General features: G+C 68.3%; 14 protein-coding genes. 2 read left to right on the forward strand and 12 right to left on the reverse strand.

Going from position 1 to position 15,090, the window contains the following annotated elements; all coding sequences use genetic code 11:
- Window position 1 precedes the first annotated feature (1 nt).
- Genes nuoL through OHT01_RS17445 form a run of 12 tightly spaced genes read right to left on the reverse strand, consistent with a single transcriptional unit; the run spans window position 2 to window position 12,721 of the window.
- Complete coding sequence (gene nuoL / locus OHT01_RS17390) at window positions 2–1,915, reverse strand: NADH-quinone oxidoreductase subunit L (protein ID WP_328554054.1); 1,914 nt, start codon at window positions 1,913–1,915, stop codon at window positions 2–4.
- Window positions 1,916–1,929: 14 nt separating this feature from the next.
- Window positions 1,930–2,229, reverse strand: a complete 300-nt coding sequence (gene nuoK / locus OHT01_RS17395) for an NADH-quinone oxidoreductase subunit NuoK (RefSeq protein WP_261704931.1) — start codon at window positions 2,227–2,229, stop codon at window positions 1,930–1,932.
- Complete coding sequence (locus OHT01_RS17400) at window positions 2,226–3,041, reverse strand: NADH-quinone oxidoreductase subunit J (RefSeq protein ID WP_328554055.1); 816 nt, start codon at window positions 3,039–3,041, stop codon at window positions 2,226–2,228. Before OHT01_RS17400 ends, nuoK begins: the two co-directional genes overlap by 4 nt.
- Window positions 3,038–3,667, reverse strand: coding sequence for an NADH-quinone oxidoreductase subunit NuoI (gene nuoI, locus OHT01_RS17405; protein ID WP_328554056.1), 630 nt, complete (start codon window positions 3,665–3,667; stop codon window positions 3,038–3,040). The genes OHT01_RS17400 and nuoI overlap by 4 nt, the downstream gene beginning before the upstream one ends.
- Window positions 3,660–5,033, reverse strand: coding sequence for an NADH-quinone oxidoreductase subunit NuoH (gene nuoH, locus OHT01_RS17410; protein WP_328554057.1), 1,374 nt, complete (start codon window positions 5,031–5,033; stop codon window positions 3,660–3,662). The genes nuoI and nuoH overlap by 8 nt, the downstream gene beginning before the upstream one ends.
- A complete protein-coding gene (locus OHT01_RS17415) occupies window positions 5,030–7,534 on the reverse strand; it encodes an NADH-quinone oxidoreductase subunit G (protein ID WP_328554058.1) in 2,505 nt (834 codons plus the stop codon). Before OHT01_RS17415 ends, nuoH begins: the two co-directional genes overlap by 4 nt.
- Entirely contained in the window at window positions 7,531–8,883 is a 1,353-nt protein-coding gene (nuoF, locus tag OHT01_RS17420) for an NADH-quinone oxidoreductase subunit NuoF (RefSeq protein WP_328554059.1), read from the reverse strand. Before nuoF ends, OHT01_RS17415 begins: the two co-directional genes overlap by 4 nt.
- Window positions 8,880–9,722 carry an NADH-quinone oxidoreductase subunit NuoE gene (nuoE, locus tag OHT01_RS17425; RefSeq protein WP_328554060.1) on the reverse strand — a complete coding sequence of 281 codons (843 nt, stop codon included), beginning with the start codon at window positions 9,720–9,722 and terminating at the stop codon, window positions 8,880–8,882. Before nuoE ends, nuoF begins: the two co-directional genes overlap by 4 nt.
- The gene (locus OHT01_RS17430; RefSeq protein ID WP_328554061.1) at window positions 9,719–11,059 is read right to left on the reverse strand and encodes an NADH-quinone oxidoreductase subunit D; all 1,341 of its coding nucleotides are present in this window, start codon (window positions 11,057–11,059) and stop codon (window positions 9,719–9,721) included. Before OHT01_RS17430 ends, nuoE begins: the two co-directional genes overlap by 4 nt.
- Window positions 11,056–11,796 (reverse strand): NADH-quinone oxidoreductase subunit C, encoded by a 741-nt coding sequence (locus tag OHT01_RS17435; RefSeq protein ID WP_328554062.1) that lies wholly within the window; start codon window positions 11,794–11,796, stop codon window positions 11,056–11,058. The genes OHT01_RS17430 and OHT01_RS17435 overlap by 4 nt, the downstream gene beginning before the upstream one ends.
- Window positions 11,793–12,347, reverse strand: coding sequence for a NuoB/complex I 20 kDa subunit family protein (locus OHT01_RS17440; protein ID WP_328554063.1), 555 nt, complete (start codon window positions 12,345–12,347; stop codon window positions 11,793–11,795). Before OHT01_RS17440 ends, OHT01_RS17435 begins: the two co-directional genes overlap by 4 nt.
- Before the next feature lie 14 nt (window positions 12,348–12,361).
- Window positions 12,362–12,721: an NADH-quinone oxidoreductase subunit A gene (locus OHT01_RS17445; protein ID WP_037627175.1), complete on the reverse strand. Its 360-nt coding sequence runs from the start codon at window positions 12,719–12,721 to the stop codon at window positions 12,362–12,364.
- 723 nt (window positions 12,722–13,444) lie between these two features.
- Between OHT01_RS17445 and OHT01_RS17450 the strand changes: the two genes are divergently transcribed.
- Complete coding sequence (locus OHT01_RS17450; RefSeq protein WP_328554064.1) at window positions 13,445–14,272, forward strand: C40 family peptidase; 828 nt, start codon at window positions 13,445–13,447, stop codon at window positions 14,270–14,272.
- Window positions 14,273–14,454: 182 nt separating this feature from the next.
- Window positions 14,455–15,081 carry a peptide deformylase gene (def, locus tag OHT01_RS17455; RefSeq protein WP_328554065.1) on the forward strand — a complete coding sequence of 209 codons (627 nt, stop codon included), beginning with the start codon at window positions 14,455–14,457 and terminating at the stop codon, window positions 15,079–15,081.
- Window positions 15,082–15,090: the final 9 nt, after the last annotated feature.

Raw genomic sequence — 15,090 nt, forward strand, 5'->3', positions numbered from 1 at the left:
ATCAGACCGCCCTCATCAGCAGGGTCGCGGCGACGAGGATCGCCGCACCGCCGAACATCGAGACCGCGTAACTGCGCGCATAGCCGTTCTGCAGCTTGCGCAGCCGCCCGGAGAGGCCGCCCACCGAGGCAGCCGTCCCGTTGACGACTCCGTCGACCAGGGTGTGGTCGACGTACACCAGGGAGCGGGTGAGGTGCTCACCGCCGCGTACCAGCACGACATGGTTGAAGTCGTCCTGGAGCAGGTCGCGCCGGGCGGCGCGGGTGAGCAGGGAGCCACGCGGGGCGACGACCGGTACGGAGCTGCGGCCGTACTGGAGGTAGGCGATGCCGGCGCCGACGACCAGGAGCACCATCGTGGCCAGGGTGACCGTGAGGGCGCTCACGGGCGAGTCGCCTTCCGAGTGCCCGGTCACCGGCTCCAGCCAGTGCAGGAAGCGGTCGCCGATGCTGAAGTAGGCACCCGCGAAGACCGAGCCGAAGGCCAGCACGATCATCGGGATCGTCATGGACCGGGGAGACTCGTGCGGGTGCGGCTCATGGCCCTCCGCATCGGGCTGCCAGCGCTTCTCCCCGAAGAAGGTCATGATCATCACGCGCGTCATGTAGTACGCGGTGATCGCGGCGCCCAGCAGGGCCACGCCGCCGAGGATCCAGCCCTCGGTGCCGCCCTTGGCGAAGGCCGCCTCGATGATCTTGTCCTTGGAGAAGAAGCCGGACAGGAAGGGGAAGCCGATGATCGCGAGATAGCCGAGACCGAAGGTCACGAACGTGATCGGCATGTACTTCCTGAGGCCGCCGAACTTCCTCATGTCGACCTCGTCGTTCATGCCGTGCATGACCGAACCGGCGCCGAGGAAGAGCCCGGCCTTGAAGAAGCCGTGCGTCACCAGGTGCATGATCGCCCAGACGTAGCCGATGGGGCCGAGACCCGCAGCCAGCACCATGTAGCCGATCTGCGACATGGTCGAGCCGGCGAGCGCCTTCTTGATGTCGTCCTTCGCGCAACCGACGATCGCACCGAACAGGAGCGTGACCCCGCCCACGACGGTGACGACGAGCTGTGCGTCGGGTGCCGCGTTGAAGACGGCGGCCGAACGCACGATCAGGTACACACCCGCGGTCACCATGGTGGCGGCGTGAATGAGGGCCGAGACCGGGGTCGGGCCCTCCATCGCGTCCCCGAGCCAGGACTGCAGCGGCACCTGGGCGGACTTGCCGCAGGCGGCGAGCAGCAGCATCAGCGCGATGGCCGTGAGCTTGCCCTGGGTGGCGTCCCCGGCGATCCCCGCGTGCCCCTCGGTGCCGAGCAGGGGCCCGAAGGCGAAGGTCCCGAAGGTCGTGAACATCAGCATGATGCCGATGGACAGGCCCATGTCGCCCACGCGGTTGACCAGGAACGCCTTCTTGGCGGCGGTGGCCGCGCTGGGCTTGTGCTGCCAGAAGCCGATCAGCAGGTACGAGGCGAGACCGACGCCCTCCCAGCCGACGTACAGCAGGAGGTAGTTGTCGGCGAGGACGAGCAGCAGCATCGCCGCCAGGAACAGGTTCAGATAGCCGAAGAAGCGGCGGCGGCGCTCGTCGTGCTCCATGTACCCGATCGAGTACAGGTGGATCAGCGAGCCGACGCCGGTGATCAGCAGGACGAACGTCATCGACAACTGGTCGAGCTGGAAGCCGACGTCCGCGCGGAAGTTTCCGACGGCGATCCAGCTGTACAGATGCTGCGTGAAGGTCCGGTCGTCCGGACTCTTCCCCAGCATGTCGGCGAAGAGCACGGCGGCGATCACGAAGGAGCCGGCCGCGAACGCGGTGCCGATCCACTGGCCGACGGCGTCGAGCCGACGCCCGCCGCACAGCAGGACGACCGCTCCGAGCAGAGGCGCCGCTACCAGCAGCGCAATCAGGTTCTCCACGATTCAGCGACCCCTTACAGCTTCATCAGGCTGGCGTCGTCGACCGAGGCCGAGTGGCGGGAACGGAACAGCGACACGATGATCGCGAGCCCGACCACGACCTCCGCGGCGGCGACGACCATCGTGAAGAAGGCGATGATCTGGCCGTCGAGATTGCCGTGCATCCGGGAGAAGGCGACGAAGGTGAGGTTGCAGGCGTTGAGCATGAGCTCGATGCACATGAACACCACGATCGCGTTCCGCCTGATCAGCACACCGGTGGCGCCGATCGTGAACAACAGAGCGGCGAGATAGAGGTAGTTGACCGGATTCACTTGGACGCCTCCTCCGTCTTCGTGCGCTCCAGGCGCTCCTCGGCACGCTGCTCCAGCGCCTTCAGATCGCTCAGCGCCTCGGCCGACACGTCACGGATCTGCCCGCGGTCGCGCAGCGTCTTGCTGACGGTCAGCTCGGACGGAGTGCCGTCGGGGAGCAGGCCCGCGATGTCCACCGCGTTGTGCCGGGCGTAGACGCCGGGCGCCGGCAGCGGCGGTACGTGCTTGCCCTCGCGCACGCGCTGCTCGGAGAGCTCGCGCTGGGTCTTGGGCCGCTCGGTGCGCTCGCGGTGCGTCAGCACCATGGCGCCGACGGCGGCCGTGATGAGCAGGGCGCCGGTGATCTCGAAGGCGAACACGTACTTCGTGAAGATGAGGGCGGCGAGGCCCTCCACGTTGCCGTTCGCGTTCGCCTTCGCCAGGCCGTCGAAGTCCTTGATGGACGCGTTGCCGATTCCGGCGAACAGCAGGACCCCGAAGCCGAGCCCGCAGACCAGGGCCAGCCAGCGCTGCCCCTTGATGGTCTCCTTCAGCGAGTCCGCCGCGGTGACACCGACGAGCATGACGACGAAGAGGAAGAGCATCATGATCGCGCCGGTGTAGACGACGATCTGGACGATGCCCAGGAAGTACGCGCCGTTGGCGAGGTAGAACACCGCCAGGATGATCATGGTCCCGGCGAGGCACAGCGCGCTGTGCACGGCCTTCCTCATGAAGACGGTGCACAGGGCGCCGATCACCGCGACGGTGCCGAGGACCCAGAACTGGAAGGCCTCTCCGGTGGAGGTGGAGTAAGCGGCCAGGCCGGTCATGCCTCCGCCCCCTCTCCGGAAGCCGTGCCCGACGGACTCGCCGAGGGGTGCGACTCGCCCTTGGAGACCGCCACCTGGCGTTCGGTGCCGGGCGCGGCCTCGGTCACCAGACCCCGGTAGTAGTCCTGCTCGTCCGTGCCCGGGAAGATCGAGTGCGGCGTCTCGACCATGCCTTCCTCGAGTCCGGCGAGCAGTTGCTCCTTGGTGTAGATGAGGTTGGCGCGGCTGCTGTCGGCGAGCTCGAACTCGTTCGTCATCGTCAGCGCGCGCGTGGGGCACGCCTCGATGCACAGACCGCACAGGATGCAGCGGGCGTAGTTGATCTGGTAGACGCGGCCGTACCGCTCGCCCGGGGAGTAGCGCTCCTCCTCGGTGTTGTCCGCGCCCTCCACATAGATGGCGTCCGCGGGGCAGGCCCAGGCGCACAGCTCGCAGCCGACGCACTTCTCCAGGCCGTCCGGATGGCGGTTGAGCTGATGCCGGCCGTGGAACCGCGGCGCGGTGGTCTTCTGCTGCTCCGGGTACTGCTCGGTCAGCCGCTTCTTGAACATGGCCTTGAAGGTCACGCCGAAACCGGCGACGGGGTTCTGGAAACCCGGTTTGGTCTCCTTCGGCTCCTCAGCCATCGGACCCCTCCTTTCCGTCACGAGATCCGGCAACAGAACCGTCACTCGCAGTATCGGACCCGCCACTGACAATCAGCTCCCGCTCACGGCGCGGGCGGCGCCGCGGTACCGGCGGCAACTCCTGGCCGGGCAGCGGGGGCACGGGGAATCCACCGGCCATCGGGTCGAAGGCGGCGGGCTCGGCGGGCGTCTCCTGGGCTCCCTGCTTGTCGCGGAAGATGTCCGCCACGAACGAAAGCAACAGGAGGACCAGGACTCCTCCGCCGACGTACAGGGCGATGTTCGCGAAGGCGACGTGCTCGTTGCGCAGCGTCCGTACCGTCGCGACGAGCATCAGCCAGACCACGGAGACCGGGATGAGGACCTTCCAGCCGAGCTTCATCAGCTGGTCGTAGCGGACACGCGGCAGCGTGCCGCGCAGCCAGATGAAGAAGAACAGCAGCAACTGCACCTTCACCACGAACCAGAGCATCGGCCACCAGCCGTGGTTGGCGCCCTCCCAGAAGCTGCTGATCGGCCACGGGGCCCGCCAGCCGCCCAGGAAGAGCGTCGTCGCCACGGCCGAGACCGTCACCATGTTCACGTACTCGGCGAGCATGAACAGCGCGAACTTGATCGACGAGTACTCGGTGTTGAAGCCGCCGACGAGGTCGCCCTCGGACTCCGGCATGTCGAAGGGGGCCCGGTTGGTCTCACCGATCATCGTCACGATGTAGATGAGGAACGAGACCGGCAGCAGGACGATGTACCAGCGGTCGTGCTGCTGCTCGACGATCGTCGAGGTCGACATCGACCCGGAGTAGAGGAACACCGAGGCGAACGCGGCACCCATGGCGATCTCGTACGAGATCATCTGCGCGCAGGACCGCAGTCCGCCGAGCAGCGGATAGGTGGATCCGGAACTCCAGCCGGCGAGCACGATTCCGTAGATGCCCACCGAGGCCACGGCGAGGATGTAAAGCATCGCGATCGGCAGGTCGGTGAGCTGCATCGTGGTGCGCTGGCCGAAGATCGAGACCTCGTCGTCCGCGGGCCCGAAGGGGATCACGGCGATCGCCATGAAGGCCGGGATGGCCGCGACGATCGGTGCGAGGACGTAGACCACCTTGTCCGCGCGCTTGACGATGAGGTCTTCCTTGAGCATCAGCTTCACGCCGTCGGCGAGCGACTGGAGCATTCCCCAGGGCCCGTGCCGGTTGGGGCCGATGCGCAACTGCATCCAGGCGACGACCTTGCGCTCCCACACGATGGAGAAGAGCACGGTCACCATGAGGAAGGCGAAGCAGAACACCGCCTTGACGACGACCAGCCACCAGGGGTCGTGGCCGAACATCGAGAGGTCTTCGGCTGCGAGGTACGGCGTCATGCCTCCACCTCCTTGGGGGCCTCGGCGGCGATCGTCGCCGGGCCGATGCGGACGAGTGCGCCGGGCAGCGCCCCGGTGTCGGAGGCGATGCCCCCGCCGGTCGAGTTCAGCGGGAGCCAGACCACGCGGTCGGGCATCTCGGTGATCCGCAGGGGGAGTTCGGCCACTCCGGTGGGACCCGTCACGGCGAGGACGTCGCCGTCCTTGACCCCGGCCTCGGCGGCCGTGGCGGCCGACACGCGCGCGTGTGCGGCGTGCCGGGTCCCGGCGAGCGCGTCGTCACCCTCCTGGAGACGCCCCTGGTCGAGCAGCAGCCGGTGTCCGGCCAGTACGGCCTCGCCGGCGGCCGGGCGGGGCAACTGCACCCCGGTCTCCAGGGGTTCGGTGGCATGCGGCCCGTCCCAGGCGCCGAGCCGGTCGAGTTCCCCGCGCGTGGTACGCAGATCCGGCAGCCCCAGGTGTACGTCCATGGCGTCGGCCAGCATCTGCAGGACGCGCGCGTCGGTGGGGGCCAGGCGCCGGGTCATCTGGTCGGGCTTGAGCGCCGCCTCGAAGGGGCGGACCCTGCCTTCCCAGTTGAGGAAGCTTCCGGCCTTCTCGGCGACCGCCGCGACCGGCAGCACGACGTCCGCCTGCTCGGTGACCTCACTGGGCCGCAGTTCGAGCGACACCAGGAAGCCCACCTCGGACAGTGCCGCACGCGCGCGTGCCGGGTCGGGAAGGTCCGCGACCTCCACGCCCGCGACGACGAGTGCCCGCAGTTCACCGCCGGCGGCCGCCTCCACGATCTGGCCGGTGTCGCGGCCGTGGCGGTGCGGGAGTTCGGAGACGCCCCAGGCGACCGCGACCTCGTCCCGCGCGCGCGGGTCGGTGGCCGGGCGTCCACCCGGCAGCAGCGACGGAAGCGCGCCCGCCTCGATCGCGCCGCGCTCCCCGGCCCGGCGCGGGATCCACACCAGTCGGGCGCCGGTGGCGGTGGCGGCCCGCACGGCGGCGGTCAGCCCGCCCGCCACGGCGGCCAGCCGCTCGCCGACGGCGATCACCGCGCCCTCGGCGCGCAGTGCCTCGGCCGCCTTGGCGCCGTCACCCTCCAGGCCGACGCCGCTCGCGAGCGCGTCCAGCCACTCGGTCTCGGTGCCGGGCGCGGCAGGCAACAGCGTGCCACCCGCCTTCTCCAGGCCGCGTGTGGCGTGCGTGGCGAGGGCGAAGGTCTTCTGACCGTGCCCACGCCACGCCTTGCGGAGCCGCAGGAAGACGCCGGGAGCCTCCTCCTCGGACTCGAAGCCCGCCAGCAGGACGGCGGGCGCCTTCTCCAGAGAGGTGTACGTGACACCCGTACCGTCGAGGTCCCGGCCGCGTCCGGCGACCCGGGCGGCCAGGAAGTCGGCCTCCTCGGAGCTGTGCACGCGCGCGCGGAAGTCGATGTCGTTCGTCTCGAGGGCCACGCGCGCGAACTTGCTGTACGCGTAGGCGTCCTCGACGGTGAGCCGGCCACCGGTGAGGACACCGGCCCGGCCGCGGGCCGCCGTCAGCCCCTGCGCGGCTGCCTCCAGGGCCTCCGGCCAGGAAGCGGGTTCCAGGACGCCTTCGGCGTTGCGTACCAGGGGCGTGTCGAGGCGGTCGCGCTGCTGCGCGTACCGGAACCCGAACCGCCCCTTGTCGCAGAGCCACTCCTCGTTGACCTCGGGGTCCGGCGCCGCGAGGCGTCGCATCACCTTGCCGCGCCGGTGGTCGGTTCGCGTCGCGCAGCCGCCGGAGCAGTGTTCGCACACGGAGTGCGAGGAGATGAGGTCGAAGGGGCGCGAGCGGAAGCGATACGCCGCCGAGGTGAGCGCGCCCACCGGACAGATCTGGATCGTGTTGCCGGAGAAGTACGACTCGAACTTGTCGCCGTCACCGGTGCCGACCTGCTGGAGCGCGCCCCGCTCGATCAGCTCGATCATGGGGTCGCCCGCGATCTGGTTGGAGAAGCGGGTGCAGCGGGCGCACAGCACGCAGCGCTCGCGGTCGAGCAGCACCTGCGTTGAGATCGGGACCGGCTTCTCGTACGTCCTCTTCCTGCCCTCGAACCGGGACTCGGCCTGGCCGTGCGACATCGCCTGGTTCTGCAGGGGGCACTCGCCGCCCTTGTCGCAGACCGGGCAGTCCAGCGGGTGGTTGATGAGCAGCAGCTCCATCACACCGTGCTGGGCCTTCTCGGCGACCGGCGAGGTGAGATGAGTCTTGACGACCATCCCGTCCGTACAGGTGATCGTGCAGGACGCCATGGGCTTGCGCTGGCCCTCGACCTCGACGATGCACTGGCGGCAGGCGCCGGCCGGGTCGAGGAGCGGGTGGTCGCAGAACCGGGGGATCTCGATGCCGAGTTGTTCGGCGGCCCGGATGACCAGGGTGCCCTTGGGCACGCTCATCTCGACGCCGTCGATCGTCAGCGAGACGAGATCCTCCGGCGGGACCGCCGCTTCCCCGCCTCCGGAGGGAGCGCTGGTGGTCACTGTCATGCGTTCACCTCCGTGTGCTTGTCCGCCCAGGCCGTGGAGCGGGCGGGGTCGAAGGGGCAGCCGCGGCCCGTGATGTGCTGCTCGTACTCCTCGCGGAAGTACTTGAGCGAGGAGAAGATCGGCGAGGCGGCACCGTCGCCGAGGGCGCAGAAGGACTTGCCGTTGATGTTGTCGGCGATGTCGTTGAGCTTGTCGAGGTCCGCCATGGCGCCCTTGCCGGCCTCGATGTCACGCAGCAACTGCACGAGCCAGTACGTTCCTTCACGGCATGGCGTGCACTTGCCGCAGGACTCGTGGGCGTAGAACTCGGTCCAGCGGGTCACGGCGCGGACGACGCAGGTCGTCTCGTCGAAGCACTGGAGTGCTTTCGTGCCGAGCATGGAACCCGCGGCGCCCACTCCTTCGTAGTCAAGAGGGACGTCGAGATGCTCGTCGGTGAACATCGGGGTCGAGGAGCCGCCCGGCGTCCAGAACTTCAGCCGGTGACCGGGGCGCATCCCGCCGCTCATGTCGAGGAGTTGGCGCAGCGTGATGCCGAGCGGTGCCTCGTACTGGCCGGGGCTGGCGACATGGCCGCTGAGCGAGTAGAGCGTGAAGCCCGGAGACTTCTCGCTGCCCATCGACCTGAACCATTCCTTGCCTTTTTGGAGAATGGCGGGAACTGACGCGATCGACTCGACGTTATTTACAACAGTTGGACACGCATAGAGGCCCGCGACAGCAGGGAAAGGGGGACGGAGCCGCGGTTGGCCACGGCGGCCTTCGAGCGAGTCGAGCAGCGCGGTCTCCTCACCGCAGATGTACGCGCCGGCGCCCGCGTGCACGGTGAGCTGGAGGTCGAGCCCGCTGCCCAGGATGTTCTCGCCGAGGTAGCCCGCCGCGTAGGCCTCACGTACGGCCTCGTGCAACCGCCGCAATACGGGGACCACTTCACCGCGAAGATAGATGAAGGCATGCGAAGACCTGATGGCATAGCACGCGATCACAATGCCCTCGATGAGGCTGTGCGGGTTCGCGAAGAGGAGCGGGATGTCCTTACAGGTTCCCGGCTCCGATTCGTCGGCGTTGACAACTAGATAGTGAGGTTTGCCATCTCCCTGAGGAATGAACTGCCATTTCATTCCCGTCGGGAAGCCGGCTCCGCCCCGGCCCCGCAGTCCGGAGTCCTTGACGTACGCGATCAGGTCGTCCGGCGACATGGCGAGTGCCTTGCGCAGGCCCTCGTACCCCTCGTGCCTTCGGTAGACGTCCAGCGACCAGGACCTGTCCTCGTCCCAGAAGGCCGACAGCACGGGTGCGAGCAGCTTTTCGGGACTTGTTTCGTTGATCTCGGCTGCCAAGGTCATCACTCCCCCTCCTCTGCGACAGGACCCGCCGGGTGGGACGGGTCGGAGGCCGACGTGTCCTGCGGCGCGTCGTGCGAGCTCGGGTGCTCGGCGGGCCGCTGCTTGTGCGGCGCTCCTCCGCCGCGCGGATGCACCACGCGCGCGGGAGCACTCTCGCCCTTGGCCAGGCGCAGCCCCACCAGTGACGCGTGGCCCGCGCTCCCACCGGCTTCCACCGCGCCCTCGCGCTCGTCGGGGAAGCCCGCGAGGATCCGGGCGGTGTCCTTGAAGGTGCACAGACGGGCACCTCGGGTCGGGTCGACGTCGGCGCCCGCGCGCAGGTCGTCGACGAGACGCTTCGCCGAGTCCACGGTCTGGTTGTCGAAGAACTCCCAGTTGACCATCACGACCGGCGCGAAGTCGCAGGCCGCGTTGCACTCGATGTGCTCCAGGGTGACCTTGCCGTCACCGGTGGTCTCTCCGTTGCCGACGCCCAGGTGGTCCTGGAGGGCCTCGAAGATGGCGTCGCCGCCCATGACGGCGCACAGGGTGTTGGTGCAGACACCCACCTGGTAGTCACCGCTCGGCTTGCGCCGGTACATCGAGTAGAAGGTCGCGACCGCGGTGACCTCGGCCGTCGTCAGACCCAGTACCTCCGCGCAGAACCGCTGTCCCGTGCGCGTGACGTGGCCCTCCTGCGACTGCACGAGATGCAGCAACGGAAGGAGTGCCGAGCGGGAGTCGGGGTAGCGGGCGATGATCTCGCGCGCGTCCGCCTCCAGTCGGGCCCGGACATCGGCCGGGTAGTCGGGCGCGGGCAGTTGGGGCATGCCCAGACTGACGCCCTCGGGGGTGGTGGTCATCGGTCGACGCCTCCCATCACGGGGTCGATGGACGCGACGGCCACGATGACGTCGGCGACCTGGCCGCCCTCGCACATGGCCGCCATGGCCTGCAGGTTGGTGAAGGACGGGTCCCGGAAGTGGACCCGGTAAGGGCGGGTGCCTCCGTCGGAGACGACGTGCACCCCGAGCTCGCCCTTGGGCGACTCGACCGCCGCGTACGCCTGTCCCGGCGGCACGCGGAATCCCTCGGTCACCAGCTTGAAGTGGTGGATCAGGGCCTCCATGGAGGTGCCCATGATCTTCTTGATGTGGTCGAGCGAGTTGCCGAGACCGTCGGGGCCGAGCGAGAGCTGGGCGGGCCAGGCGATCTTCTTGTCGGCGACCATGACCGGGCCGGGCTGCAGCCGGTCCAGACACTGCTCGATGATCCGCAGCGACTGGCGCATCTCCTCCAGGCGGATCAGGAAGCGCCCGTAGGAGTCGCAGGTGTCGGCTGTCGGGACCTCGAAGTCATAGGTCTCGTAGCCGCAGTACGGCTGCGCCTTCCGCAGGTCGTGCGGCAGGCCCGCCGAGCGCAGGATCGGACCGGTGGCGCCGAGGGCCATGGAGCCGGCCAGGTCGAGGTAGCCGACGTCCTGCATGCGGGCCTTGAAGATGGGGTTCCCGGTGGCGAGCTTGTCGTACTCGGGGAGGTTCTTCGTCATCTTCTTCACGAACTCGCGGATCTGGTCCACCGCGCCCGGGGGCAGGTCCTGGGCGAGTCCGCCGGGGCGGATGTACGCGTGGTTCATCCGCAGGCCGGTGATCAGTTCGTAGATGTCGAGGATGAGCTCACGGTCGCGGAACCCGTAGATCATGATCGTGGTCGCGCCCAGCTCCATGCCTCCGGTGGCGATGCACACCAAATGGGAGGAGAGTCGGTTCAGCTCCATCAGGAGCACGCGGATGATCGTGGCACGGTCGGTGATCTGGTCAGTGATGCCGAGGAGTTTCTCGACGGCGAGGCAGTACGCGGTCTCGTTGAAGAACGGCGTCAGGTAGTCCATGCGCGTCACGAACGTGGTGCCCTGCGTCCACGTGCGGAACTCGAGGTTCTTCTCGATGCCGGTGTGGAGGTAGCCGATGCCGCAGCGGGCCTCGGTGACCGTCTCGCCGTCGATCTCCAGGATGAGCCGGAGCACGCCGTGGGTGGACGGGTGCTGCGGGCCCATGTTGACGATGATGCGCTCGTCGTCGGACTTGGCCGCCGACTGCGCGATCTCGTCCCAGTCGCCGCCGGTGACCGTATATACGGTGCCCTCGGTCGTCTCGCGGGGCGAAGCGGCTGATGCCCCGGAAGGGGTCTGCGTGCTCATGAGTACGACCTCCGCTGGTCCGGAGCCGGGATCTGGGCGCCCTTGTACTCGACGGGGATGCCGCCGAGGGGGTAGTCCTTGCGCTGCGGGAAGCCTTGCCAGTCGTCCGGCATCATGATCCGCGTCAGCGCCGGGTGGCCGTCGAAGATCAGCCCGAAGAAGTCGTACGTCTCGCGCTCGTGCCAGTCGTTCGTCGGATAGACCGTGACGAGCGAGGGAACGTGCGGGTCCGCGTCGGGAGCGCTGACCTCCAGGCGGATCAGCCGGTTGTGGGTGATCGAGCGCAGGTGGTAGACGGCGTGCAGCTCGCGGCCCTTGTCGTGCAGGTAGTGGACACCGGAGACGCCGGTGCACAGCTCGAACCGGAGGGCCGGGTCGTCCCGCAGGGTCTGGGCGACGCGGAGCAGGTACTCGCGTTCGATGTGGAAGGTGATCTCGTCGCGGTCGACGACCGTCTTGTCGATCACGTTCTCCGGGACGAGTCCCTGTTCCTCCAGGGCGCCCTCCAGCTCGTCGGCCACCTCGTCGAACCAGCCGCCGTAGGGGCGGGAGGCCGCGCCGGGCAGTCGGATCGAGCGGACCAGGCCGCCGTATCCGGAGGTGTCGCCGCCGTTCTGGGCGCCGAACATGCCGCGCTGGACGCGGATCTCCTCGCCCTTGTCGCCTCGCTGACCGGGAAGGTTGGAGGCGCCGAGGTCTTTCTCGGGGTTGACCCCGTTGCCGTTCGCGTCGCTCACCGCAGCAGGCCCTTCATCTCGATGATGGGAAGCGCCTTGAGCGCCGCTTCCTCCGCCTCGCGGGCCGCTTCCTCGGCGTTCACGCCGAGCTTGGAGGTCTGGATCTTCTGGTGGAGCTTGAGAATCGCGTCCATCAGCATCTCGGGCCGCGGCGGACATCCGGGCAAATAGATGTCGACCGGGACGATGTGGTCGACGCCCTGCACAATGGCGTAGTTGTTGAACATTCCGCCCGATGAAGCACAAACCCCCATGGAAATGACCCACTTGGGGTTGGGCATCTGGTCATAGACCTGTCGCAGCACCGGCGCCATCTTCTGGCTCACCCGGCCGGCCACGATCATCAGGTCGGCCTGGCGGGGTGATCCGCGGAAGACCTCCATACCGAAGCGCGCCAGGTCGTAGCGCCCGGCGCCGGTCGTCATCATCTCGATGGCGCAGCAGGCGAGTCCGAATGTCGCGGGGAAGACGGACGCCTTGCGCACCCAGCCCGCGGCCTGCTCGACGGTGGTCAGCAGGAATCCGCTCGGCAGCTTTTCTTCGAGTCCCATGTCTTAAAGGCCCCTCAGTCCCATTCCAGGCCGCCGCGCCGCCATACGTACGCGTACGCCACGAAGACGGTGAGCACGAAGAGCAGCATCTCCACGAGCCCGAAAACACCCAGGGCGTCGAAGGTGACGGCCCAGGGGTAGAGGAAGACGATCTCGATGTCGAAGACGATGAAGAGCATCGCCGTCAGGTAGTACTTGATGGGAAAACGCCCGCCGCCAACCGGCGTGGGGGTCGGCTCGATGCCGCACTCGTACGCATCGAGCTTGGCGCGGTTGTACCGCTTCGGACCGATCAGCGTGGCCATGACCACGGAGAAGATCGCAAAGCCTGCCCCGAGGGCTCCCAGTACGAGGATCGGCGCATACGCGTTCACGCTCCTCGCTCCTCTCAGTCGGCACTGACTGGTGGCGGTTCGACGAGCCTGCGCCCCTGCCTCACCAGCACCGCGAACCTCACCCGTCCCGGCGAAGATCGCGGACATGTGAAGCAGGTCACAAGCCCAACTGCCTCGCATCTTATGCCCGGCGGTCTGTGATCTGCGACACGGGGTATTGCACAAGCTTTGTGATCTCCACCACCTGACGAACGATCATGAAGTCGGATGAGCAGTGATCTTCATACGCGAAGCGTCAGGTCGATCACCAGACGTGACATTTTCGCTCATCGCCGCAGGCCCGGAGGGGCGTCTCAATATCAAGAGACTTCCGCTGCATGCAAATTGGCGCTGGGCACACCCCCTTGATAGAGGACCGCGTTCACACTTCAGAGGGCATCCGAGGACGGATGTGGACACGTGCACGCGTTCACGAGCGGGGGCGACCGCCCGGCGGCCTGGCTCCACGCGCGGGACGCGACCGCCCGGGTGACCGTTCCGTGACCTGCGCCACATCTACCTATGGGTCAGATAAGCCGGGCTTGGCCATCCGCTTCAACCGGTGGTAGGTGGCGGGCAATTCGGACGTAATGCTGAAAGGCCATGATCACGGCCCTGGTGGACAGTGTCCGCAATGCCCGTTACGGCGTCAATAAAGAGTGACGCGCGGCCAATTCGGCCGTGGATTGAACAACTGTGGCGCACCACACGTTTCTTGAAGGTATGGAGGAGCCCCTGGTACCGCTAGTACCCATGTCCCACACCGCACACATACGAAGCCACCGGAAGCCCCGTCGCAACGCTCCGTCGCTCGCGATGCGCGCCGGAGTCGCCGGTGGCGTCCTCAGCACCCTGGCAGTGGCCGGGGCAGCGGGTTCGGCGAACGCTGCCGAGCCCGTGACACAGACCCTCGAACTGCCGACCCTGACGGCCGACCTGGCCACCCAGGTCGCGCAGTCCGCGGACGCCACGCAGCAGACCGCGGCCAACTACGAGCTGCAGGCGGAGCGCGACGCGGCCGCCGCCAAGGCCGCCAAGCAGGCCAAGGCCGACCTGGCCGACGCCAAGAAGAAGGCGGAGGCCAAGACGAAGGCCGAGGCCGCACGGAAGGCCGCCGCGGCCCAGGCCGTCTCGCGCTCCTCGGCGCGGACCACCCTGTCCGCGAGCACCTCCACGAACGTCGCCGCCCCCGCCAGCGGCAGCGTCGCGACCGTGATCGCGTTCCTCAAGGCCCAGGTCGGCGACGCGTACGTCATGGGCGGCACCGGGCCCAACGCGTGGGACTGCTCCGGGCTCGTGCAGGCCGCGTTCAAGCAGGTCGGCGTCGACCTGCCGCGCGTCTCCCAGGACCAGTCGGTGTCCGGTACGCCGGTTTCGCTGTCCAATGTCCAGGTCGGCGACATCCTGTACTGGGGTTCGGCCGGTTCGGCGTACCACGTCGGTGTGTACATCGGTAACGGGCAGTACCTGGACGCGGCCAACCCCGGCAAGGGCGTCGTGATTCAGGACCTTTCGGGCTACCCGGCGACGGGCGCGGTGCGCGTGCTCTGACCCGCGGGTGTCTTCCGGAGGGCCGCTTCCTGTGCGGGGAGCGGTCCTTCGGGCTGTTCGGAAGCCGGTTCTCCGGGCCGTTCCGGCCCGCCGGGCGACGGCATGCGCAAGGGTGGGAGCCGGCGCCGGAGGACGGCGGACCGCCGTCGGCCGCGGTGCCCGCGCATCCGAAGGAGACAGCGATGCCCCGTGTGTTCGTACAGGGAAGCCCCGTCGACGCGTACCCGCGCCTCGGTCCGGAGGCCCGACGCGGAACGGTCCGGCGGATCACCGAGGTCGGGGAAGAGGTCCTGCACCGGCCCTGCCGCGATGTGACCGAGTTCGGTCCCGACCTCGCCGCGCTCATCGACGACATGTTCCTGACCATGTACGTCGCCGACGGTGCCGGACTCGCCGCGAACCAGGTCGGCGTGGATCTGCGGCTCTTCGTCTACGACTGCCCGGACGACGACGGCGTCCGGCACGTCGGCCACATCGCCAATCCGGTCCTGGAGCGACTCGCGCCCGCGGGCCGGCGCCTCCTGGACGAGGGCGAGGGGTGTCTGTCCGTCCCAGGGGCCGTCGTGGACGTACCCCGCCCCGACCGGGCCGTCGTACGGGGCGTGGACAAGGACGGGAACCCGTTCGTCATCGAGGGGACGGGGTACTTCGCGCGCTGTCTGGAGCACGAGAGCGACCACCTCGACGGACACGTCTACCTGGACCGGCTCTCCCGGCGGGAGCGGAAGGACGCGCTGCGGCAGGTGGCCGAGCGGCGCGAGCGGGTGGTGGCCCGTCGCGCCGCCAAGGAGTCGGAGCTGTCCCGGTGACCGCTCGGG

Source organism: Streptomyces sp. NBC_00358 (assembly GCF_036099295.1).
Classification (GTDB): Bacteria; Actinomycetota; Actinomycetes; order Streptomycetales; family Streptomycetaceae; genus Streptomyces.